General features: G+C 62.6%; 17 protein-coding genes. 8 read left to right on the plus strand and 9 right to left on the minus strand.

The genetic code is table 11. The features are described from left to right. The first annotated feature begins 68 nt into the window (after positions 1-68). The 3 genes from BLU15_RS06195 (at position 69) to BLU15_RS06205 (ending at position 3,567) form a co-directional block, all read left to right on the plus strand. Entirely contained in the window at positions 69-2,285 is a 2,217-nt protein-coding gene (locus BLU15_RS06195; RefSeq protein ID WP_090294666.1) for a transglycosylase domain-containing protein, read from the plus strand. A 156-nt stretch (positions 2,286-2,441) separates the two neighbouring features. Continuing rightward, positions 2,442-3,029: a DUF1214 domain-containing protein gene (locus BLU15_RS06200; RefSeq protein ID WP_034789353.1), complete on the plus strand. Its 588-nt coding sequence runs from the start codon at positions 2,442-2,444 to the stop codon at positions 3,027-3,029. Beyond that, on the plus strand, positions 3,022-3,567 hold the full coding sequence (locus BLU15_RS06205) for a DUF1254 domain-containing protein (RefSeq protein WP_034789350.1): 546 nt from the start codon (positions 3,022-3,024) through the stop codon (positions 3,565-3,567). Before BLU15_RS06200 ends, BLU15_RS06205 begins: the two co-directional genes overlap by 8 nt. Positions 3,568-3,749: 182 nt before the next feature. Here the strand turns inward: BLU15_RS06205 and BLU15_RS39465 are convergent, their stop codons facing one another. The 3 genes from BLU15_RS39465 to BLU15_RS06215 all read right to left on the minus strand — a co-directional run bounded on the left by BLU15_RS39465 (position 3,750) and on the right by BLU15_RS06215 (position 5,380). Then, positions 3,750-3,920, minus strand: a complete 171-nt coding sequence (locus BLU15_RS39465; RefSeq protein ID WP_164475067.1) for a hypothetical protein — start codon at positions 3,918-3,920, stop codon at positions 3,750-3,752. Positions 3,921-4,242: 322 nt separating this feature from the next. Beyond that, positions 4,243-4,524: a hypothetical protein gene (locus BLU15_RS06210; RefSeq protein ID WP_060516210.1), complete on the minus strand. Its 282-nt coding sequence runs from the start codon at positions 4,522-4,524 to the stop codon at positions 4,243-4,245. A gap of 154 nt (positions 4,525-4,678) precedes the next feature. Further along, positions 4,679-5,380, minus strand: coding sequence for an SH3 domain-containing protein (locus tag BLU15_RS06215; RefSeq protein WP_090294668.1), 702 nt, complete (start codon positions 5,378-5,380; stop codon positions 4,679-4,681). Positions 5,381-5,674: 294 nt separating this feature from the next. On the opposite strand from BLU15_RS06215, the gene BLU15_RS06220 reads away from it, so the two are divergent. After that, positions 5,675-6,748, plus strand: coding sequence for a DUF2336 domain-containing protein (locus tag BLU15_RS06220; protein WP_090294808.1), 1,074 nt, complete (start codon positions 5,675-5,677; stop codon positions 6,746-6,748). A gap of 62 nt (positions 6,749-6,810) precedes the next feature. Here BLU15_RS06220 and BLU15_RS06225 read toward each other — a convergent pair whose 3' ends face one another. The 5 genes from BLU15_RS06225 to BLU15_RS06245 all read right to left on the minus strand — a co-directional run bounded on the left by BLU15_RS06225 (position 6,811) and on the right by BLU15_RS06245 (position 10,736). Beyond that, positions 6,811-7,281, minus strand: a complete 471-nt coding sequence (locus BLU15_RS06225; protein ID WP_143034201.1) for a hypothetical protein — start codon at positions 7,279-7,281, stop codon at positions 6,811-6,813. After that, positions 7,197-7,733, minus strand: coding sequence for a MerR family transcriptional regulator (locus tag BLU15_RS40820; RefSeq protein ID WP_090294671.1), 537 nt, complete (start codon positions 7,731-7,733; stop codon positions 7,197-7,199). The genes BLU15_RS06225 and BLU15_RS40820 overlap by 85 nt, the downstream gene beginning before the upstream one ends. Positions 7,734-7,798: 65 nt before the next feature. Further along, positions 7,799-8,158 (minus strand): DUF1491 family protein, encoded by a 360-nt coding sequence (locus BLU15_RS06235; RefSeq protein ID WP_090294672.1) that lies wholly within the window; start codon positions 8,156-8,158, stop codon positions 7,799-7,801. Between the two features lie 78 nt (positions 8,159-8,236). Beyond that, positions 8,237-9,199, minus strand: coding sequence for a peptidoglycan-binding domain-containing protein (locus BLU15_RS06240; RefSeq protein WP_060584318.1), 963 nt, complete (start codon positions 9,197-9,199; stop codon positions 8,237-8,239). Beyond that, the gene (locus BLU15_RS06245; RefSeq protein ID WP_082572955.1) at positions 9,171-10,736 is read right to left on the minus strand and encodes a sensor histidine kinase; all 1,566 of its coding nucleotides are present in this window, start codon (positions 10,734-10,736) and stop codon (positions 9,171-9,173) included. The genes BLU15_RS06240 and BLU15_RS06245 overlap by 29 nt, the downstream gene beginning before the upstream one ends. A 641-nt stretch (positions 10,737-11,377) precedes the next feature. Between BLU15_RS06245 and BLU15_RS06250 the strand changes: the two genes are divergently transcribed. From BLU15_RS06250 to BLU15_RS06260, 3 genes are all read left to right on the plus strand, one after another. Continuing rightward, on the plus strand, positions 11,378-11,824 hold the full coding sequence (locus BLU15_RS06250; RefSeq protein ID WP_060604068.1) for a DUF5330 domain-containing protein: 447 nt from the start codon (positions 11,378-11,380) through the stop codon (positions 11,822-11,824). Between the two features lie 185 nt (positions 11,825-12,009). Next, positions 12,010-12,720, plus strand: a complete 711-nt coding sequence (locus tag BLU15_RS06255; RefSeq protein WP_090294674.1) for a hypothetical protein — start codon at positions 12,010-12,012, stop codon at positions 12,718-12,720. A 174-nt stretch (positions 12,721-12,894) separates the two neighbouring features. After that, positions 12,895-13,317, plus strand: a complete 423-nt coding sequence (locus BLU15_RS06260) for a SufE family protein (protein WP_034789482.1) — start codon at positions 12,895-12,897, stop codon at positions 13,315-13,317. 132 nt (positions 13,318-13,449) lie between these two features. On the opposite strand, the gene mucR is transcribed toward BLU15_RS06260, so the two are convergent. Next, entirely contained in the window at positions 13,450-13,881 is a 432-nt protein-coding gene (mucR, locus tag BLU15_RS06265; protein ID WP_034789336.1) for an exopolysaccharide biosynthesis transcriptional regulator MucR, read from the minus strand. 88 nt (positions 13,882-13,969) lie between these two features. On the opposite strand from mucR, the gene BLU15_RS39840 reads away from it, so the two are divergent. Beyond that, positions 13,970-14,161 carry a hypothetical protein gene (locus BLU15_RS39840; RefSeq protein ID WP_210187433.1) on the plus strand — a complete coding sequence of 64 codons (192 nt, stop codon included), beginning with the start codon at positions 13,970-13,972 and terminating at the stop codon, positions 14,159-14,161. Positions 14,162-14,257 lie beyond the last annotated feature (96 nt).

Here is a 14,257-nt window from a genome sequence, read left to right on the forward strand (position 1 = left end):
CAAGTAGATTGGAATTTGACGCCGTGCAAATATTACATGGCGCCGGCATGATGCCGTAGAGCCTTCAGGTGGTTGAGACCGTGCGGGAACCGAGGAAAGACGATAATCGGCCGAAGAAACGGCACATCTTTCTCAGGATCGACTCCTGGATCGATTCCTCAGTCTGGAATGCCGGTTTCAAGCTGGGGCAATGGTGGGAAGACACCACCATCTTCTTCCGCCGCTTCCGCGTGACGGGCTGGAAAAAAGCCGTCTTCGAGGTGCTCGGCGAAGGCATGAACTGGGGCACTGTCGGTTCGGTGCTGATGCTGGCGCTCGCCCTTCCGGCCTTCGAGGAAACCAAGGGCAACTGGCGTGCCCAGAGCGATTTCGCCGTCACCTTCCTCGATCGTTACGGCAACGAGATCGGCCATCGTGGCATCATCCACGAAGATTCCGTACCGATCGACGAGCTGCCCGATCATCTGATCAAGGCGGTGCTGGCGACCGAAGACCGGCGCTTCTTCGACCATTGGGGCATCGACTTCCTCGGCCTTGCCCGCGCCATGACCGAAAATGCACGCGCCGGTGGAGTCGTCCAGGGCGGTTCGACACTGACGCAGCAGCTCGCCAAGAACCTCTTTCTGTCGAACGAGCGGACGATCGAGCGCAAGATCAAGGAAGCTTTCCTCGCCGTCTGGCTCGAATGCAACCTGTCGAAGAAGGAAATCCTCCGGCTCTATCTCGACCGCGCCTATATGGGCGGCGGCACCTTCGGTGCGGCAGCCGCGGCGCAGTTCTATTTCGGCAAGTCGATCACCGACGTGAGCCTTGCCGAGTCCGCGATGCTTGCCGGCCTCTTCAAGGCGCCAGCCCGCTACGCCCCGCACGTCAACCTGCCGGCCGCACGCGGACGCGCCAACGAGGTTCTGACCAACCTCGTCCAGGGCGGCCTGATGACCGAAGGCCAGGTGATCGCCGCACGCCTCAACCCGGCGACGGTCATCGACCGCGCCCAGGTGAAGGCGCCCGACTTCTTCCTCGACTGGGCTTTCGACGAAGTCCAGCGCATCGCCCGCCCCTTCGCACAGCATTCGCTGATCGTGCGCACCACGATCGACATGGGCCTGCAGAATGCCGCTGAAGATTCGGTGGAATCGAGCCTGCGCCAATATGGCGAGAGCTTCCGCGTGAAGCAGGGTGCGCTGGTGATGGTCGAAAACGGCGGCGCCGTGCGGGCCATGGTCGGCGGCCGCGACTATGGCGAGAGCCAGTTCAACCGTGCGACACGGGCCCTGCGTCAGCCGGGCTCTTCCTTCAAGGTCTATACCTACGCGGCAGCGATGGAAAAGGGCATGACGCCGGAAACGGTTGTCGTCGACGCGCCGATCACCTGGCGCGGATGGTCGCCGCAGAATTATGGCCGCAGCTATGCCGGCCGCATCACCATCCTGACGGCCATCGCCAAGTCGATCAACACCATTCCCGTGCGCCTCGCCAAGGACAAGCTCGGCACTGACCTGATCGCCCAGACGGCCAAGGACATGGGCATCGAGACGCCGATCCGCACGGACAAGACCATGCCGCTCGGCACCTCGGAAGTAACCGTGCTCGACCAGGCGACGGCGTACGCGGTCTTCCCAGCCGGTGGCATGCAGTCACGCCGGCACGGGATCAGCCAGGTCCTCAACTATGACGGCGACATTCTCTACGATTTCGGACGTGACGAGCCGCCGGCCCGGCGCATCCTCTCCGAAACCGCCAATACGTCGATGAACTCCATGCTGACGCAGATCCCGGTCATCGGTACGGCGCGCAAGGCCGCGCTCGACAACGGCATCGTCGTCGGCGGCAAAACCGGCACAACACAGGCCTATCGCGACGCCTGGTTCGTGGGCTTCACCGGCGACTATACGACCGCGGTCTGGTTCGGCAACGACGACTACACCTCGACCAACAACATGACCGGCGGCTCGTTGCCGGCGATGACCTTCAAGCGGCTGATGGACTACGCCGAACAGGGCATCGAACACCGGACGATCCCGGGGATCACCGCGCCGACGGCGCCGGCGAAGCAGCCGCCGCAGGTGGCAACCGCGAAGCCGGACGAAAACGCATTGCCGCCGCTGGTGCGGCCACGCTCGCTTTCGACCGATGTCACCCGGCTGCTGCGCAGCATCGGCGAGACCTTCGAAAAGGCCCCCGCACTGAAGGCGCCCGAGAAGGCCGGCGGCAAGCTTGCCTCTCTCGGCGCGGATGATGAACCACGGTCCGCACAGGCGAAGCCCGATGCCGCCAGCAACTGACGTTTCGGGCATGTCCACTCTTCTTCCGCTTCGCGATTGCGGTGTCGGGTTCGGGACCGGCGACGCGGTCGCCGTTGCGCCGGGCGCGGATTTCGGCGACATAGGGTGTCAACGCGGCGGTGCTACGCCGCAGGACCATATCCGGTAGAGTCGCCCTTGTTTCGAATCCCCTTCCTCGTCGCGCTTACCCTTGCCATCGCCTTCGGCGGCGGCATCGCCTCGGCGGTATGGGCGTTGAAAGCGACCGTCGGCTTCGGCTCGATCGCGATCGGCCCCTGGGTCGCCTTTCCCGAGGCGCAGACGGCCAATGCCGACCCCTATGCCAAGGCACATCGGGCGCGCGCCGGCGAGTTGCTCTATGGCGGCGCCGAAGGGCTGATGTTCAGTGCCCAGGTCGATAGCAAGGGCGAGAAGCTTCAGGCGGCCTGCTCCTATGATGTTGCGGGGCTGACGCCGCAGGCCCGGTTCTGGACGCTTTACGCCGCAAATGCCGAAGGCCTGCCACTGAGGCCCGGTTCCGACCTCCCCTCGGCGCTCAATTCCTGGAGCGTTCTGCGCGGCGAAAACAGCAACTTCAGCATCCATGTGTCGCCGAATGCGAAGCCCGACAACTGGCTGGCCGTGCGCCACTCGGGCACGTTCCGGCTGGTGCTGACGCTGCTCGATACGCCGACGGCCGGCTCGTCCGGCCTGATCGATCTCGCCATGCCGGTTATCACCAAGACGGGTTGCGGCGATGCGTAGCGTGCTCTTCGCCACAATTCTCGGTCTGGTCGGCGCCGCCCTGCTGCACATCATCATCGTGCTGGCGCTGCCGCAGTTCACCGGCCGCGATGCCTATACCCGCATCCTCGGGCTTTTGGAGATGGACAGCTTCTTTGCGCTGACCAGCACACCAGGGCCGACTGGCCTTGCCAATGACGATCCTTATCTGAGAACCGCGGTCTGCAGCTTCTCGATCTCGGATGGACCGGCGCGTTTCCTCGCAAGCGGCAACGTGCCGTTCTGGTCGCTCGCCGTCTTCGACGGCAATTCGAACGAGGTCTTCAGCATGAACGACCACACGGCGGTCAACGGCAAACTGGACCTTGTCGTCGCAACGCCAATCCAGTTGGTCGAGTTGCGAAAATCTCCGCCACAGGCGCTTGCACAATCGATCATGGTCGAGATGAAGGAACAGGATGGCTTTGCCGTGCTGAGAGCGATGGCGCCGGTCGACAGCTTTGAAGAGCAGGTCCGGAACTTCCTTGCGGAATCGACCTGCGAACCGTTCCGTCGCTAGACCATCCGCTATGGTCGTCGAGCAACAGCGGCAAGCTAAGAAAATCCACGCCGAGATGCGCGGCGATGATTCGATGCCCCGTCGGGCGCAGCAGTGCATGGGGGATGAGCCCGCAGAACCGGGCAAGGACAGTGTCTTGAACGCGACCGTTTGTGTGGCCTAATACGCAGGAGTGCCGCGGCTCACTGCTTCTTGATGCGGCGTCCGTCCGGCGCTGTCGGCTGCGGGTCGCGATCGAGGCGCTCGTAGCGGATGCCGGTGAACAGCAGCACTTTCGCTCCACCCGAAATGGCCGGAGGCCGGTGCGGCGGTATACGAACCTTGCGGTCCTGAATTCTGATAACGTCTGCCATGCTCGTCTCCACAAATCTTGAGACGGATGAACTACCGTACAGATTTCACCCTGCCCTTCTCGGGCCAGCGCATTTTCCCAGATCTTTCCTGGACAGGCGCGCCTTTCTCGTTTGCTCCTTCTTCCGGTCGCCCGGATGTTGCTGTTCTGGTTCACGACGCGACCCGATGATACCGGGTCCGCTTCGATTGAGCCACAGGTTGGTTAACAGATTACTAATAAACGATCTGCAACCCCAACCTGCGTTCAGTATGTCTGTCGAACGGTCCCGGCGATGTATCCAAGGTAACAACGGCAATCCGGGCGAAGACCCGCCTCACCCGCTAGCGCCGGGACATCAAACCGAACAGGAAGGACACGCCCGCAACGGCAACCAGGGTCGACAGAGGCTCTTCGCGCACACGCTCGCGCACGCGCTCAGCCAGAAGATCCGCCTCGCCCTGCACAACCGCTTTCGTGCTCGTTCCGATCGCCGTGACCGCTTCCGTCAGGCGGGCGATTTCCGCGCGCAGCTCGGCGATCTGTGCGTCAACCTCGGCGCGGGCGTCCGATTCGGCTTCACTCACGGCAACTTTTTCCACCGCTTGCAGTTTCTTTTCGACCATTACAACGCTCCCTTGTCTGCGCGGGCTCAACGCGCCGGCTGGCGTTTGGTTCCGCCAAAAACCGTTGAAAGCAGGTTCGCGAAACGCAAAACGGGCGACCAGGGCCGCCCGTTTTTTCCCATCAGACAAGGCGCGCCGACGCGCCGTGTGCGGATCAGTTCTCGCAGTAGGGATCGTCGATCTGGCAGCGAACCATCGGAGCCGGACGGGCGCGCTCATAGACGGTGCCGTCGTCCTGTCGCACGCGCACGCCGTCGTCGCGGCGTTCCCAATCACGCCGATCCTCGCGTTCCGTGCGCTGACGGCGCCATTCGTCGTCGCGCCACTTGTCCTCGTCGCGCTGCCGGCGCTCCCAGTCGCGCTGATTGCTGCGCCGCTCACGCTCCCAGTCACGGCGCTCGCGCTCGCGCTGCCGCTCCCAATCGCGGCGATCACGCCGGTCATCGACCCAATCCGGTCCGCGGCGCCAGCGATCGCGTTCACGATAGAAATCGCGGCCGCGGTAGTTGCGGTCCCAATAGCTGTCGAACTGGAAGACAACCGTCGGAATGCCGAGCGGGCGATAATAACGCGGTTCGACATAGACGCGGTTGCGTCGATAGTCGGCCTGGACATAACGGCCGGCAACCCAGCCACGGCCGCCGTAGAACGACACGTCGCACCACGGCAGATCCGCAAGGCAGCCATGGATTTCGACTGATTCGCCAACCGGGATCATCGACACCGCCGGGTAGCGCGTGCTCGGACCGGAGCGCATGTTGACGTTGGCGGTAGCAAAACCCTCGGCAGCCTGCGCAATCGCCGGAGCCACAAGGAGCGCGCAGACCGCCGCTGCGCGCAGAATAAATTTCTTCACAGTTCCATATCTCCCATGGAGAGGCCCCTCTTCACACGGCCCCCAACGTCGGCGGGCGTCCGGGCCCTTCACCGTCGCCGCGATAACTCATGACAGCATGTGGATTTTTTATGGCTACGGCCGCGGATGTCCCCGAGATTTGCGGTGCCGGCGCGGCGATCCGTAGGCGCTCCGCCCGCCCTCGGTGTGCCGCAAGCCTGAATAAAGCTCCAACATCCATAGTTAACAGTACGCTAACGCTTTTCTTCTAATTTTTGCGACGTGTGCCGTTCCGGATCGCCGGCAATGGCGATCATGTTTTGCGTGCAGGGAATTATCGTGACGGATCGCTTTCGTGAGTTGGAAAGGCCACAGACTGGCCGCTTGAAGGACGTCGTCCTGATGGCGACCGTCACCGGTTTCGAAAGCCTGCGTTTTCCCCGCAAGTCCGACATGAAGCAATTTGCCGAGCTGTTCGAGCCGCTCTTCCTTGGTTCCAGCAACGAAGCCCGCCGGCAGGCTGCAGCCGCCCTTTCGCAATGCCAGCAAATTCCAGAGACAGTCGCAGCGCTGATCGGCGGTATGCCGATCGCCATCGCGGCAATTTTCCTGACCCGTTCGAAGGCGATCGCGGACCGTACGCTGATAACGATCATCCGTGAGCGCGGGCCGGAACATGCCGCCGCCATTGGCCGCCGCCCGAACCTCTCTCCGCTCGTCGTCGATGCGCTCGTCGAACATCACAACCCGCCGGGACTGGCAGCGCGCAGCAGCGCCGTGAAAGCGGCAGCAGCAGAGCAAGCGAGCCAGGAAGACGAAGCCGCTTCATTGCGTACAGCGCGCGAAGAGGCGCTTCGCCGCGAGATCAAGGCGCTCGCTGGCGCCCGTCCGCAAAATATTCCACAGACGCCGTCGTCCGCGACGATGACAGACGTACATGCCGCTCTGCTCGTGCGTTTTGCGAGGAGCGGCGAGATTATCCTGTTCTCGCGTGTCCTCGGTCAGGCGCTCGGCACCAGGGATGCGCAGGTCGAGCGCATCCTGCTCGATATTTCCGGACAGATGCTGGCAACGAGCCTGGTCGCACTCGACGTCGATGTGGCCGATGCCGGCTTCGTGCTTCAGGCCCTCTATCCACATCTTCGCGAGCCCTTTGGCGAAACCAGCCATGCCGCCGCCTTGATTGGCGCCATAGACCGCACCGCCTGTCGCGCGCAGCTCGATGCCTGGCTCGAGGCGGAAGCCGAAAACGCGGCGCCCGCGGCAAGGCACGAAGCCTATTTTGCCGAAAATACTGCAAACGACACGCGCCACGTTGGCCCGCGCAAAGTTGCAGCAACGTCCGTCAACGGCCAGCCGCAGCGACTATTTGGCCGCCGCCGCGGCTGACACATGCTGCCGTTCATGCGGGCATGTCTTGCAACTTCGGCGATGGAGCCGACCTTCCCGCCCTAGAAAAGCTGCTTCATCGCGTCGATGATCCAGCTCCACTCACGACCGGTCGGAGCCTGCGGCGCCTGCCCCTGCAACACCGCCATCAATTCCTGGTAACGCGCCGAACGGGCGTGGTGCTTGCGATACTGTTCGAGCTGCCAATCCAGGAAAACCTGATCCGGAGCCCGCTTCATCGCCCTTGCCGACTGCGCCAGCCACTCGGCAGCGATCTCTCTGCCGAGGGCCGACTGGGGCCCCAGGCCATTGTCGATCGCCGCTCTCACCCGCGCAAAGGTGGCATCGGCGGCTTGAGCGTAGGCGGCGGGATCGAACTCCTGCGTCCACAGGTCCGACATGTGGGCGCGCATCTCAGCGGCATAGGCCTTGTCCGACAGCATCTCCATCAGTTCCGCCCAGGCGTCGACCTGTTCGGCTGTCGGGTCGTCCGGCAGGCCGGCGTACCGGCATCCATCATTTTCGTCTTCCACGCCGCATCCATCGGCGCGCCGCCGGCGACGTCATCATAGAAACGCTCGAGCGCGGCACGAAATTCCGTCTTTGAAATTTTGGTCACGATCCACAATCTCCTGAGATCCGTTGGGGAGGGTTCATGGATCCTCAAAGCCATTCTCAAGGCCGTGGCGATCCGGCGCTTTGACCGGATTTCCGTTTCGAGCGTTCGAAGCCGCAAAGCCAGAACGTCGGTAAACGAGGTTCGGCTGGCCAGGATCTTGCTGATGTCCGCGAGGCTCACGCCCGCTTCACGCAGGGCAAGGACGAGGTCCAGCCGCGCCAGGTCGGCCCCGGAATACATGCGGTAACCGCTCTCCGTCCGTGTGGACGGTGGCAGCAACCCCTTGTCCGAGTAAAACCGAAGCCGCCTGACCGGTACGCCGCTCAGCTTCGAAACTTCGCCTATCGAAAAGATCTGATCGTCCATAAACGCGTCCTACCGCCTCCACCAAGTGGAGAGTCAAGCAGGTCGGCGCATTCGGCAAGACGGCGTCAGGGCCGGCCTTTTCCATCTTCGGCAACGACCTCGAACAGATCGCCGCGGTCGTCCAGCTCGATCTCCACGATCCAGCAATCCGGATCGAAGCGGATCTCGCTTGCAAGCGCCGCGTCGACCTGCTCGGCGTCGCTGTCGCTGAGCCGCACTTCGAACTTGCGGCCGAGATCAATCTCGTCGGCGAAGAAATTCTGCGGCGCCGGGGCAAAGAGCGTCTCGGTGCCCAAACGCGTCCGCTGGCGAATGAAGATCGCGCCGGCGTCCTCTGCTCCCTTGCGCAGCACCGCGGCATAGCCGCCAAGCGAAAACGCACGACGCAGCAGGGACGAGACGAAGATGTAGGACTTCAGGCGCATGGGAGGCTGATACACGCGCGGAGCGAAGGAGGCAAACCGCAGCTGAGCGACGACAGGCGCGAGCGTGCACTAAATGCGTCAGAGCGCGCCGATTTCCTTGAGCTTCTTCAGCACCTGGGGATTGGGTTCGCCGGTCTGTGGCAGGCGGTAGTGCTTTTCGAAGTGGCGAATGGCTGCCCGCGTCTGTTCTCCGGCAACACCGTCGACCGCCACGTCCGCATAGGCAAGGTTGCTGAGACCCTTCTGGATGTTCAGCACCAGTTCGCTCGATACCGGAATTTCCGCACGCGGAACGAAGGTGCTTTCCTTCTCGGCCGAGCGGATGGCCGCAGCGACCGGATCGATTTCCACGCCCCCGCCCTTCGTTTCGGAAAGCGGCCGTCCAGCCGGAACCGCGGCGGCCTTTTCAGCCGGTGCAGACTTCAAGGCCTGCAGCAGCTCGACGCTCGCCGCGCCGGTTCCCGTGCGACCCGCTCGCTCCTCGAACCGCAGGATCGCTGCTGCCGTGCGCGGACCGCTCCGTCCGTCCGGCGCGCCGTCATAAAGGCCGATCCGGCCCAATTCCTTCTGGATCTCGGAGACAAGCTTCGACTGCGCCGGATCCGGCACGCTCGCGACCCGTTCGGGCGACGGCTTTTCCGACGCCACGTCCGCGGAGGCAGACGCGATCACATCCTCGACGTTTTCAGCCTTTGCCTCACCCTCGCGCTCGATAACGAAGGTGGTCACCTTTCGCGGCTCGATCTCCTCGCCCTTGGCGATGGCGATTCGCTGCGCCGTTTCGGCGCTGACGAGCGGGACGCGGGTGCGCAACAGCGGCGACGGGTGCGTGCCGTGCTGATACCACATGGCATTGGCCGCAACGAAGGAGAACACGACGAGGAAGGCGGCCGAGCCACCGGACACCAACGGATGGCGCGCCATCAGACGACCGGCAAGCCCAGCACCCCGTCCGGCAAGGACCAGCCCGCGCACGGCCAGGCCGGGCGTTTGCCGCGCAGCCTTTTTCCGGTCAGGCTGTTTTCGCTTGCGCGGTGCCATATCCCCGTTCCTCGTTCAAGCTTTTCCCCTCGAACCGCCCCCCTTCGGCGGCCGGGGCGACATCACAATCCTTCAGGCGCGGCGGAAATTCCACCGTCACCGGCGTACGCGCTTCTTCCTGCTCCGCGCAGGCGATACCGGAGCCATCACGCGGCAGCGTGACGACGATGACGGTACCCTCGCCTTCGCGGCTACGGATGGAAAGCTCTCCGCCGTGCAACGCAACCAGACCCTTGACCAGCGAGAGGCCAAGGCCGGTGCCTTCGTAGCGGCGAGTATAATCGTTCTGGATCTGGACAAAAGGTTGACCAAGCAGCGCCAGCTTGTCGGCCGCAATCCCGATGCCGGTATCGCTGACGGAAAGCTTCAGCATCGCGCCGTCGGCCTCCGCATCGATCGTGACGACGCCGCCCTGATCGGTGAACTTGATGGCATTGCCGACCAGATTGATGAGGATCTGCTGGAAGGCGCGCTGGTCTGCGTTGATCTCGCCGATGCCGCGGGTGATGCGGCTTGCAAGCTTCACGCCCTTTTCCGTGGCCTGGTGCGACAACATCGCCTCGCAGGCGGAAACGGCTTCGGCCACACCGAAGGGCTCGGGCATCAGCTCGTAGCGACCGGCTTCGATCTTGCTCATGTCGAGCATGGTGTTGACGACGGAAAGCAGGTGCTCGCCGGACTTATGGATCAGGCCCACATATTCGCGCTGGCGATCGTTCTCGAGCTTGCCGAAATACTCGCCGGCAAGCACGTCGGAAAAGCCGAGAATGGCATTGAGCGGCGTGCGCAGTTCATGGCTGACGGCGGCAAGGAAGCGCGTCTTGGCATCGTTTGCCGATACCGCCTCGGCTGTTCTGGCCGCAGCTTCGGCGCGCAGGCCCGCTTCTTGCGAGACATCACGCGACTGAGCGAGGATCGCGACCAGCCGGCCATTGTCGTCGCGCAGCGGCGCCAGCTCACAGGACATATAGACAAACTGTTCGCCTTCGATCGGCAGCGTGCGCCGCTCGATGCGGATGTCGACCGTCGCCCGGTCGCCGCCCTGGCGAAGAATGTCGATCGCGCTCAGGAAGGTGATGCGATCGGATATGTGGATCTGCTCGATGAAACCCCGGCCCGCTGGATCGCGCATCAGGGTCAGATGCTCGGCCGCGTCGCGGCCGTGCACGGAAAGCACGTTGCCGCGCAGATCATGCACAGTCACCAGACCCGCAAAGAGGTCATAGGCGGCAGACAGATCCGGAACGACCGGCTCCAATGGCGGTGCCACATCTTCCGGCGCGCGGCCGCGAACAATCGCGCCGGCAGCCGCAAGCAGCGAGGCCGAGGCCCAAAGAGCGGTGCCCAAAGGAAGAGCCGAAGACACGGGCATGGCGAGCGACAGGGCAAGCGGCACCACCGGCAGGGCCGTCAGGGAAACCGCTGCCAGCGTGCGCAAACGCTTCGCATGGCGGAGATCGGCCGGCGAAGACGCCTCACGACGGGGAAGCCACAGGGCCGCGACCTCGTCCACACGGGACGTCCATCTGCCAGCCATGTTACGCAATACGCTCACGCTTTACCCTGCTACATTTGTTGTTCTTGCGAGGCCGACGCTCTCTGTTTTCACGACCCTTTGGATCGAGACTCAAGCCGCCTCGTGACATGTCGGAATCTCGCACCCCCGGCTTAATGAAAGAATAAACGCGGCCGTGCCGGAACCGTGCGAAACGGTCGAAAAATCCCGTTTTGAGCCAAATCGGGCGACCTTCATTTCTTGTGGTTAATGGGGCGTAAGCAACGGATTTCTGTGCATTTTCTGCACTGTGTTAACGATTGTGGCGCGGCTTTTGGCGTGCGATTGCCGCTGCGTTCGGGGTTGCCGCGCCCGGCTCTGCCACGAACCTTAACGGCGAACGCTAAAATGCGACACAAATGCCCTGCAAATCGCCGGACACCGGCATTTCATTAAAATTTGAAGCAAATGCCGCTCGATTTCGAAAAGCCGTCTTGTGATTCCCGCCGTAATGTCGATCTCAACAAGGGGCCGGGCACCAAGAGAACGCCGGCAGGCTCCAAGGATTAGAAGGTGGCGTGAACGGGTATCAGGGGATACCACGGCGCTGCGGGATGTCGAAGGTGCAAAAGCCGGCTACAAGACTGGCGGGCCGCGGCAGCCGAACGAAGGATGGGCAGAACATGTGGTTTCTCATCAAGGCGACATTCTGGTTTTCGCTGGTACTGGTGTTGCTGCCGTTCCTCGACCCTTCGAGCGCGCAGAAACTCGAACACGCCCCGAAAGTAGAACTCGGCGACACCTTCTCTGCTGCCAATGAGGCGTTCCAATACATCAGCGCCATCTGCATCCAGAAGCCGGATGTCTGCCAGAAGGGTGCCGAAACCTTCGTTGCCCTCGGCCACCGAGCCCGCGAAGGCGCCCGCATCGCCTACGAATTCCTCGACACACAGTTTGCCGAAACCGATGCCACGACGCCGGATGCCAAGGTGACGACCGGTACGGTCACGCCGGCTGCCGACGTGGCAGCTCCGGCGACCGAGGTCAGCACCCTCGACGCCGAACCGGTCTTCAAGCGCACCCCGGTTCCGGAAAAGCGCCTCGACCCCAAGGCTGCCGTTATCCAGTGACCGCGCCGCATCCTGCACATTCCTGACTTACTGCCTGACTTGCCGTCCCGTTGCGGCCGCCGCGAGGATCCCATCCCCTCGCGGCGTTTTCTTTTTTGCACCCGCAACCGCTGATTTTCTCGCCGCACAGCCACACGCAAGCCCTGCCTGCTTAGGTCCGCCGCACCGACGGCTGGAGGCAGACAATGCAGATTTATGGGCTTTTCTCGAACGCCAGCGTGACACGCCCGGCGGCGTCCGGCGCCGCCCCCGGCGCAGTTGGCGAAAGCAAGAGCCCTGCCTCGACCGCCCTGCTTCTTGGCCGCGATGACGAAAGTGCTGCGAACCGCGCCGCTGCCGCTAAAAAGAAGCTCGACGAAGTCAAGGAGCAGCTCCGCATGCTCCGGTTCTTCGCATCGGACCCGGAAACGCTTGCAAGGCTCGCCAAGCAGCTTGCACAACAGCTCGGCACGGCCGCCCAACAGCTGGCCGGCGCCGGCGGCGGGGGAGCGGCAAGCGGCGTCGCATCCGCCTCGGCCGCAGCCGTGCTTGCCGATGCCGGCACCGTGCAAGCAGATGCGTCCAGCGCGCAAACCGATGCCCCCGTGACCGGCGGTGAGGCTGAGCCCTCTTCGGAACGGACAAGCTTTGCCGAGCGTGCCTATCGCGAATTCGGCGGGGATGACGGCGGCTCCGATCCCCTGGCGAAGGTGGCAGCCGAACTCAAATCCGTTGCCGAACAAGTGAAGCAACTGCTGCGCAAGGCGGAGCAGGAATTACGCGCCAAGGGATCCGGCCGCGATGCGGATGAGGCCCGGACCGCCGGCCAGTCGCTTTCGGCCGCCACCGGCAATATCGAGGGCGCTGGCGGCAACGTGACCTTTTCAATCAGTATCCCGACAAGCATCTCGGTCTGACCAAGAGATAGGTGCTCCGCATCCGTCGTATATTTGCCGGTTCTCAATGGCTCTGCCATCGCCTATATGAAGGCTGAAAGCTCGAGCGCGTGAAAGCGGCGGGCAAGAACAGGAATGAAAGTGTTCGCGGCAAGGACCGGCGAGCCTATAATCTCCCGACGAATGGACCGGACCATGACGACGCTCGACCAGATCATCGACGATTTCGCCTTTCTTGAAGAATGGGAGGATCGCTATCGCTATGTGATCGAGCTCGGCAAAGCGCTGCCGGAAATGCCCGAGGCCAAGCGCACGCAGGAAAACAAGGTTCAGGGTTGTGCCAGCCAAGTCTGGCTCGTCACCAATGCGGCCGGCAATCCCGAGGATCCCGTCCTTAATTTCGAGGGCGAGTCCGACGCCCATATCGTGCGCGGGCTCGTCGCCATCGTGCTTGCCATCTACTCCGGCAAACATGCCTCCGACATCGCCCGTATCGATGCGATCGACACCTTCGGCAAGATCGGCCTGATCGAGCATCTGTCGACCCAGCGCGCCAACGGTCTGCGCTCGATGATCCGCCGCATCAAGAACGAGGCGGAGCTTCGCCTGGCGGCTTGAACAGCGCGGGGCCGGACGCACGACCTTCTCCATTGCCATCGAAACACAAAGGCCGGACACTCTGGTCCGGCCTTTGTGAACATGCCCATATCCGTCATGCGCGGGGCAATTGGGCCCGCGGGACGACCAGTCTTACTTGCCGCGACGCTTGCGGCGCTGGCCGAGACCCATTTCCTTGGCGAGGCGCGAACGTGCTTCCGCATAGGCGGGCGCGACCATCGGGTAATCGGTCGGCAGGTCCCACTTCTCGCGGTATTCTTCCGGCGACAGATTGTGGTGGGTCATCAGGTGGCGCTTCAGCGACTTGAAGGTGCCGCCGCATTCGAGGCAGGTGATCTGGTCGTCCTGAACGGACTTGCGGACCGATACGGCCGGCTTCGGCTTTTCGACGGGGATGACGACCGGCGCGGGAGCCGCCGTGTTGTTCAGCGCCGAATGCACATCTGCGATCAGCGTGGAAAGCTCGGCGACCGGAACCACATGATTGCTGACGTAAGCGGCAACGATTTCCGCCGTCAGCTCAACCAGAAGTTCATGGCTCGCGCCAAGCGCTGTTTCAGTCATTTCTTTCTCCTATCGGACTTAAGCACAACCCGAAACGGCGTTTCGGGGGAGGAACGCTTGCAAGAGCCGTCAGGAAGCCTTGGCTGCCTTGGGATGGACCATCAACGCGGCAAGGAGAAACACCGGCCGCGATATCAAGAGCTGGAATTTGATTACAAAACCTGCTGCCGAGTCACCGGTGACGACCGAACTCTCAAAGCAACAATCAGCATTCACAACTCAAGCTGGAATTTCAGATCAAAGTATTTTCCACGACGACACTTTACATTTACTCGATTAACATCGATGCGCGAAAAATCCAAACATAAATTTAGCGACACTTAGCAAGTTTATCTCCAAATTGCTAAAATGGCCACACTCGATCGTAATGTTCTGA

It is taken from the genome of Ensifer sp. YR511 (assembly GCF_900103045.1).
Classification (GTDB): domain Bacteria; phylum Pseudomonadota; class Alphaproteobacteria; order Rhizobiales; family Rhizobiaceae; genus Ensifer; species Ensifer adhaerens.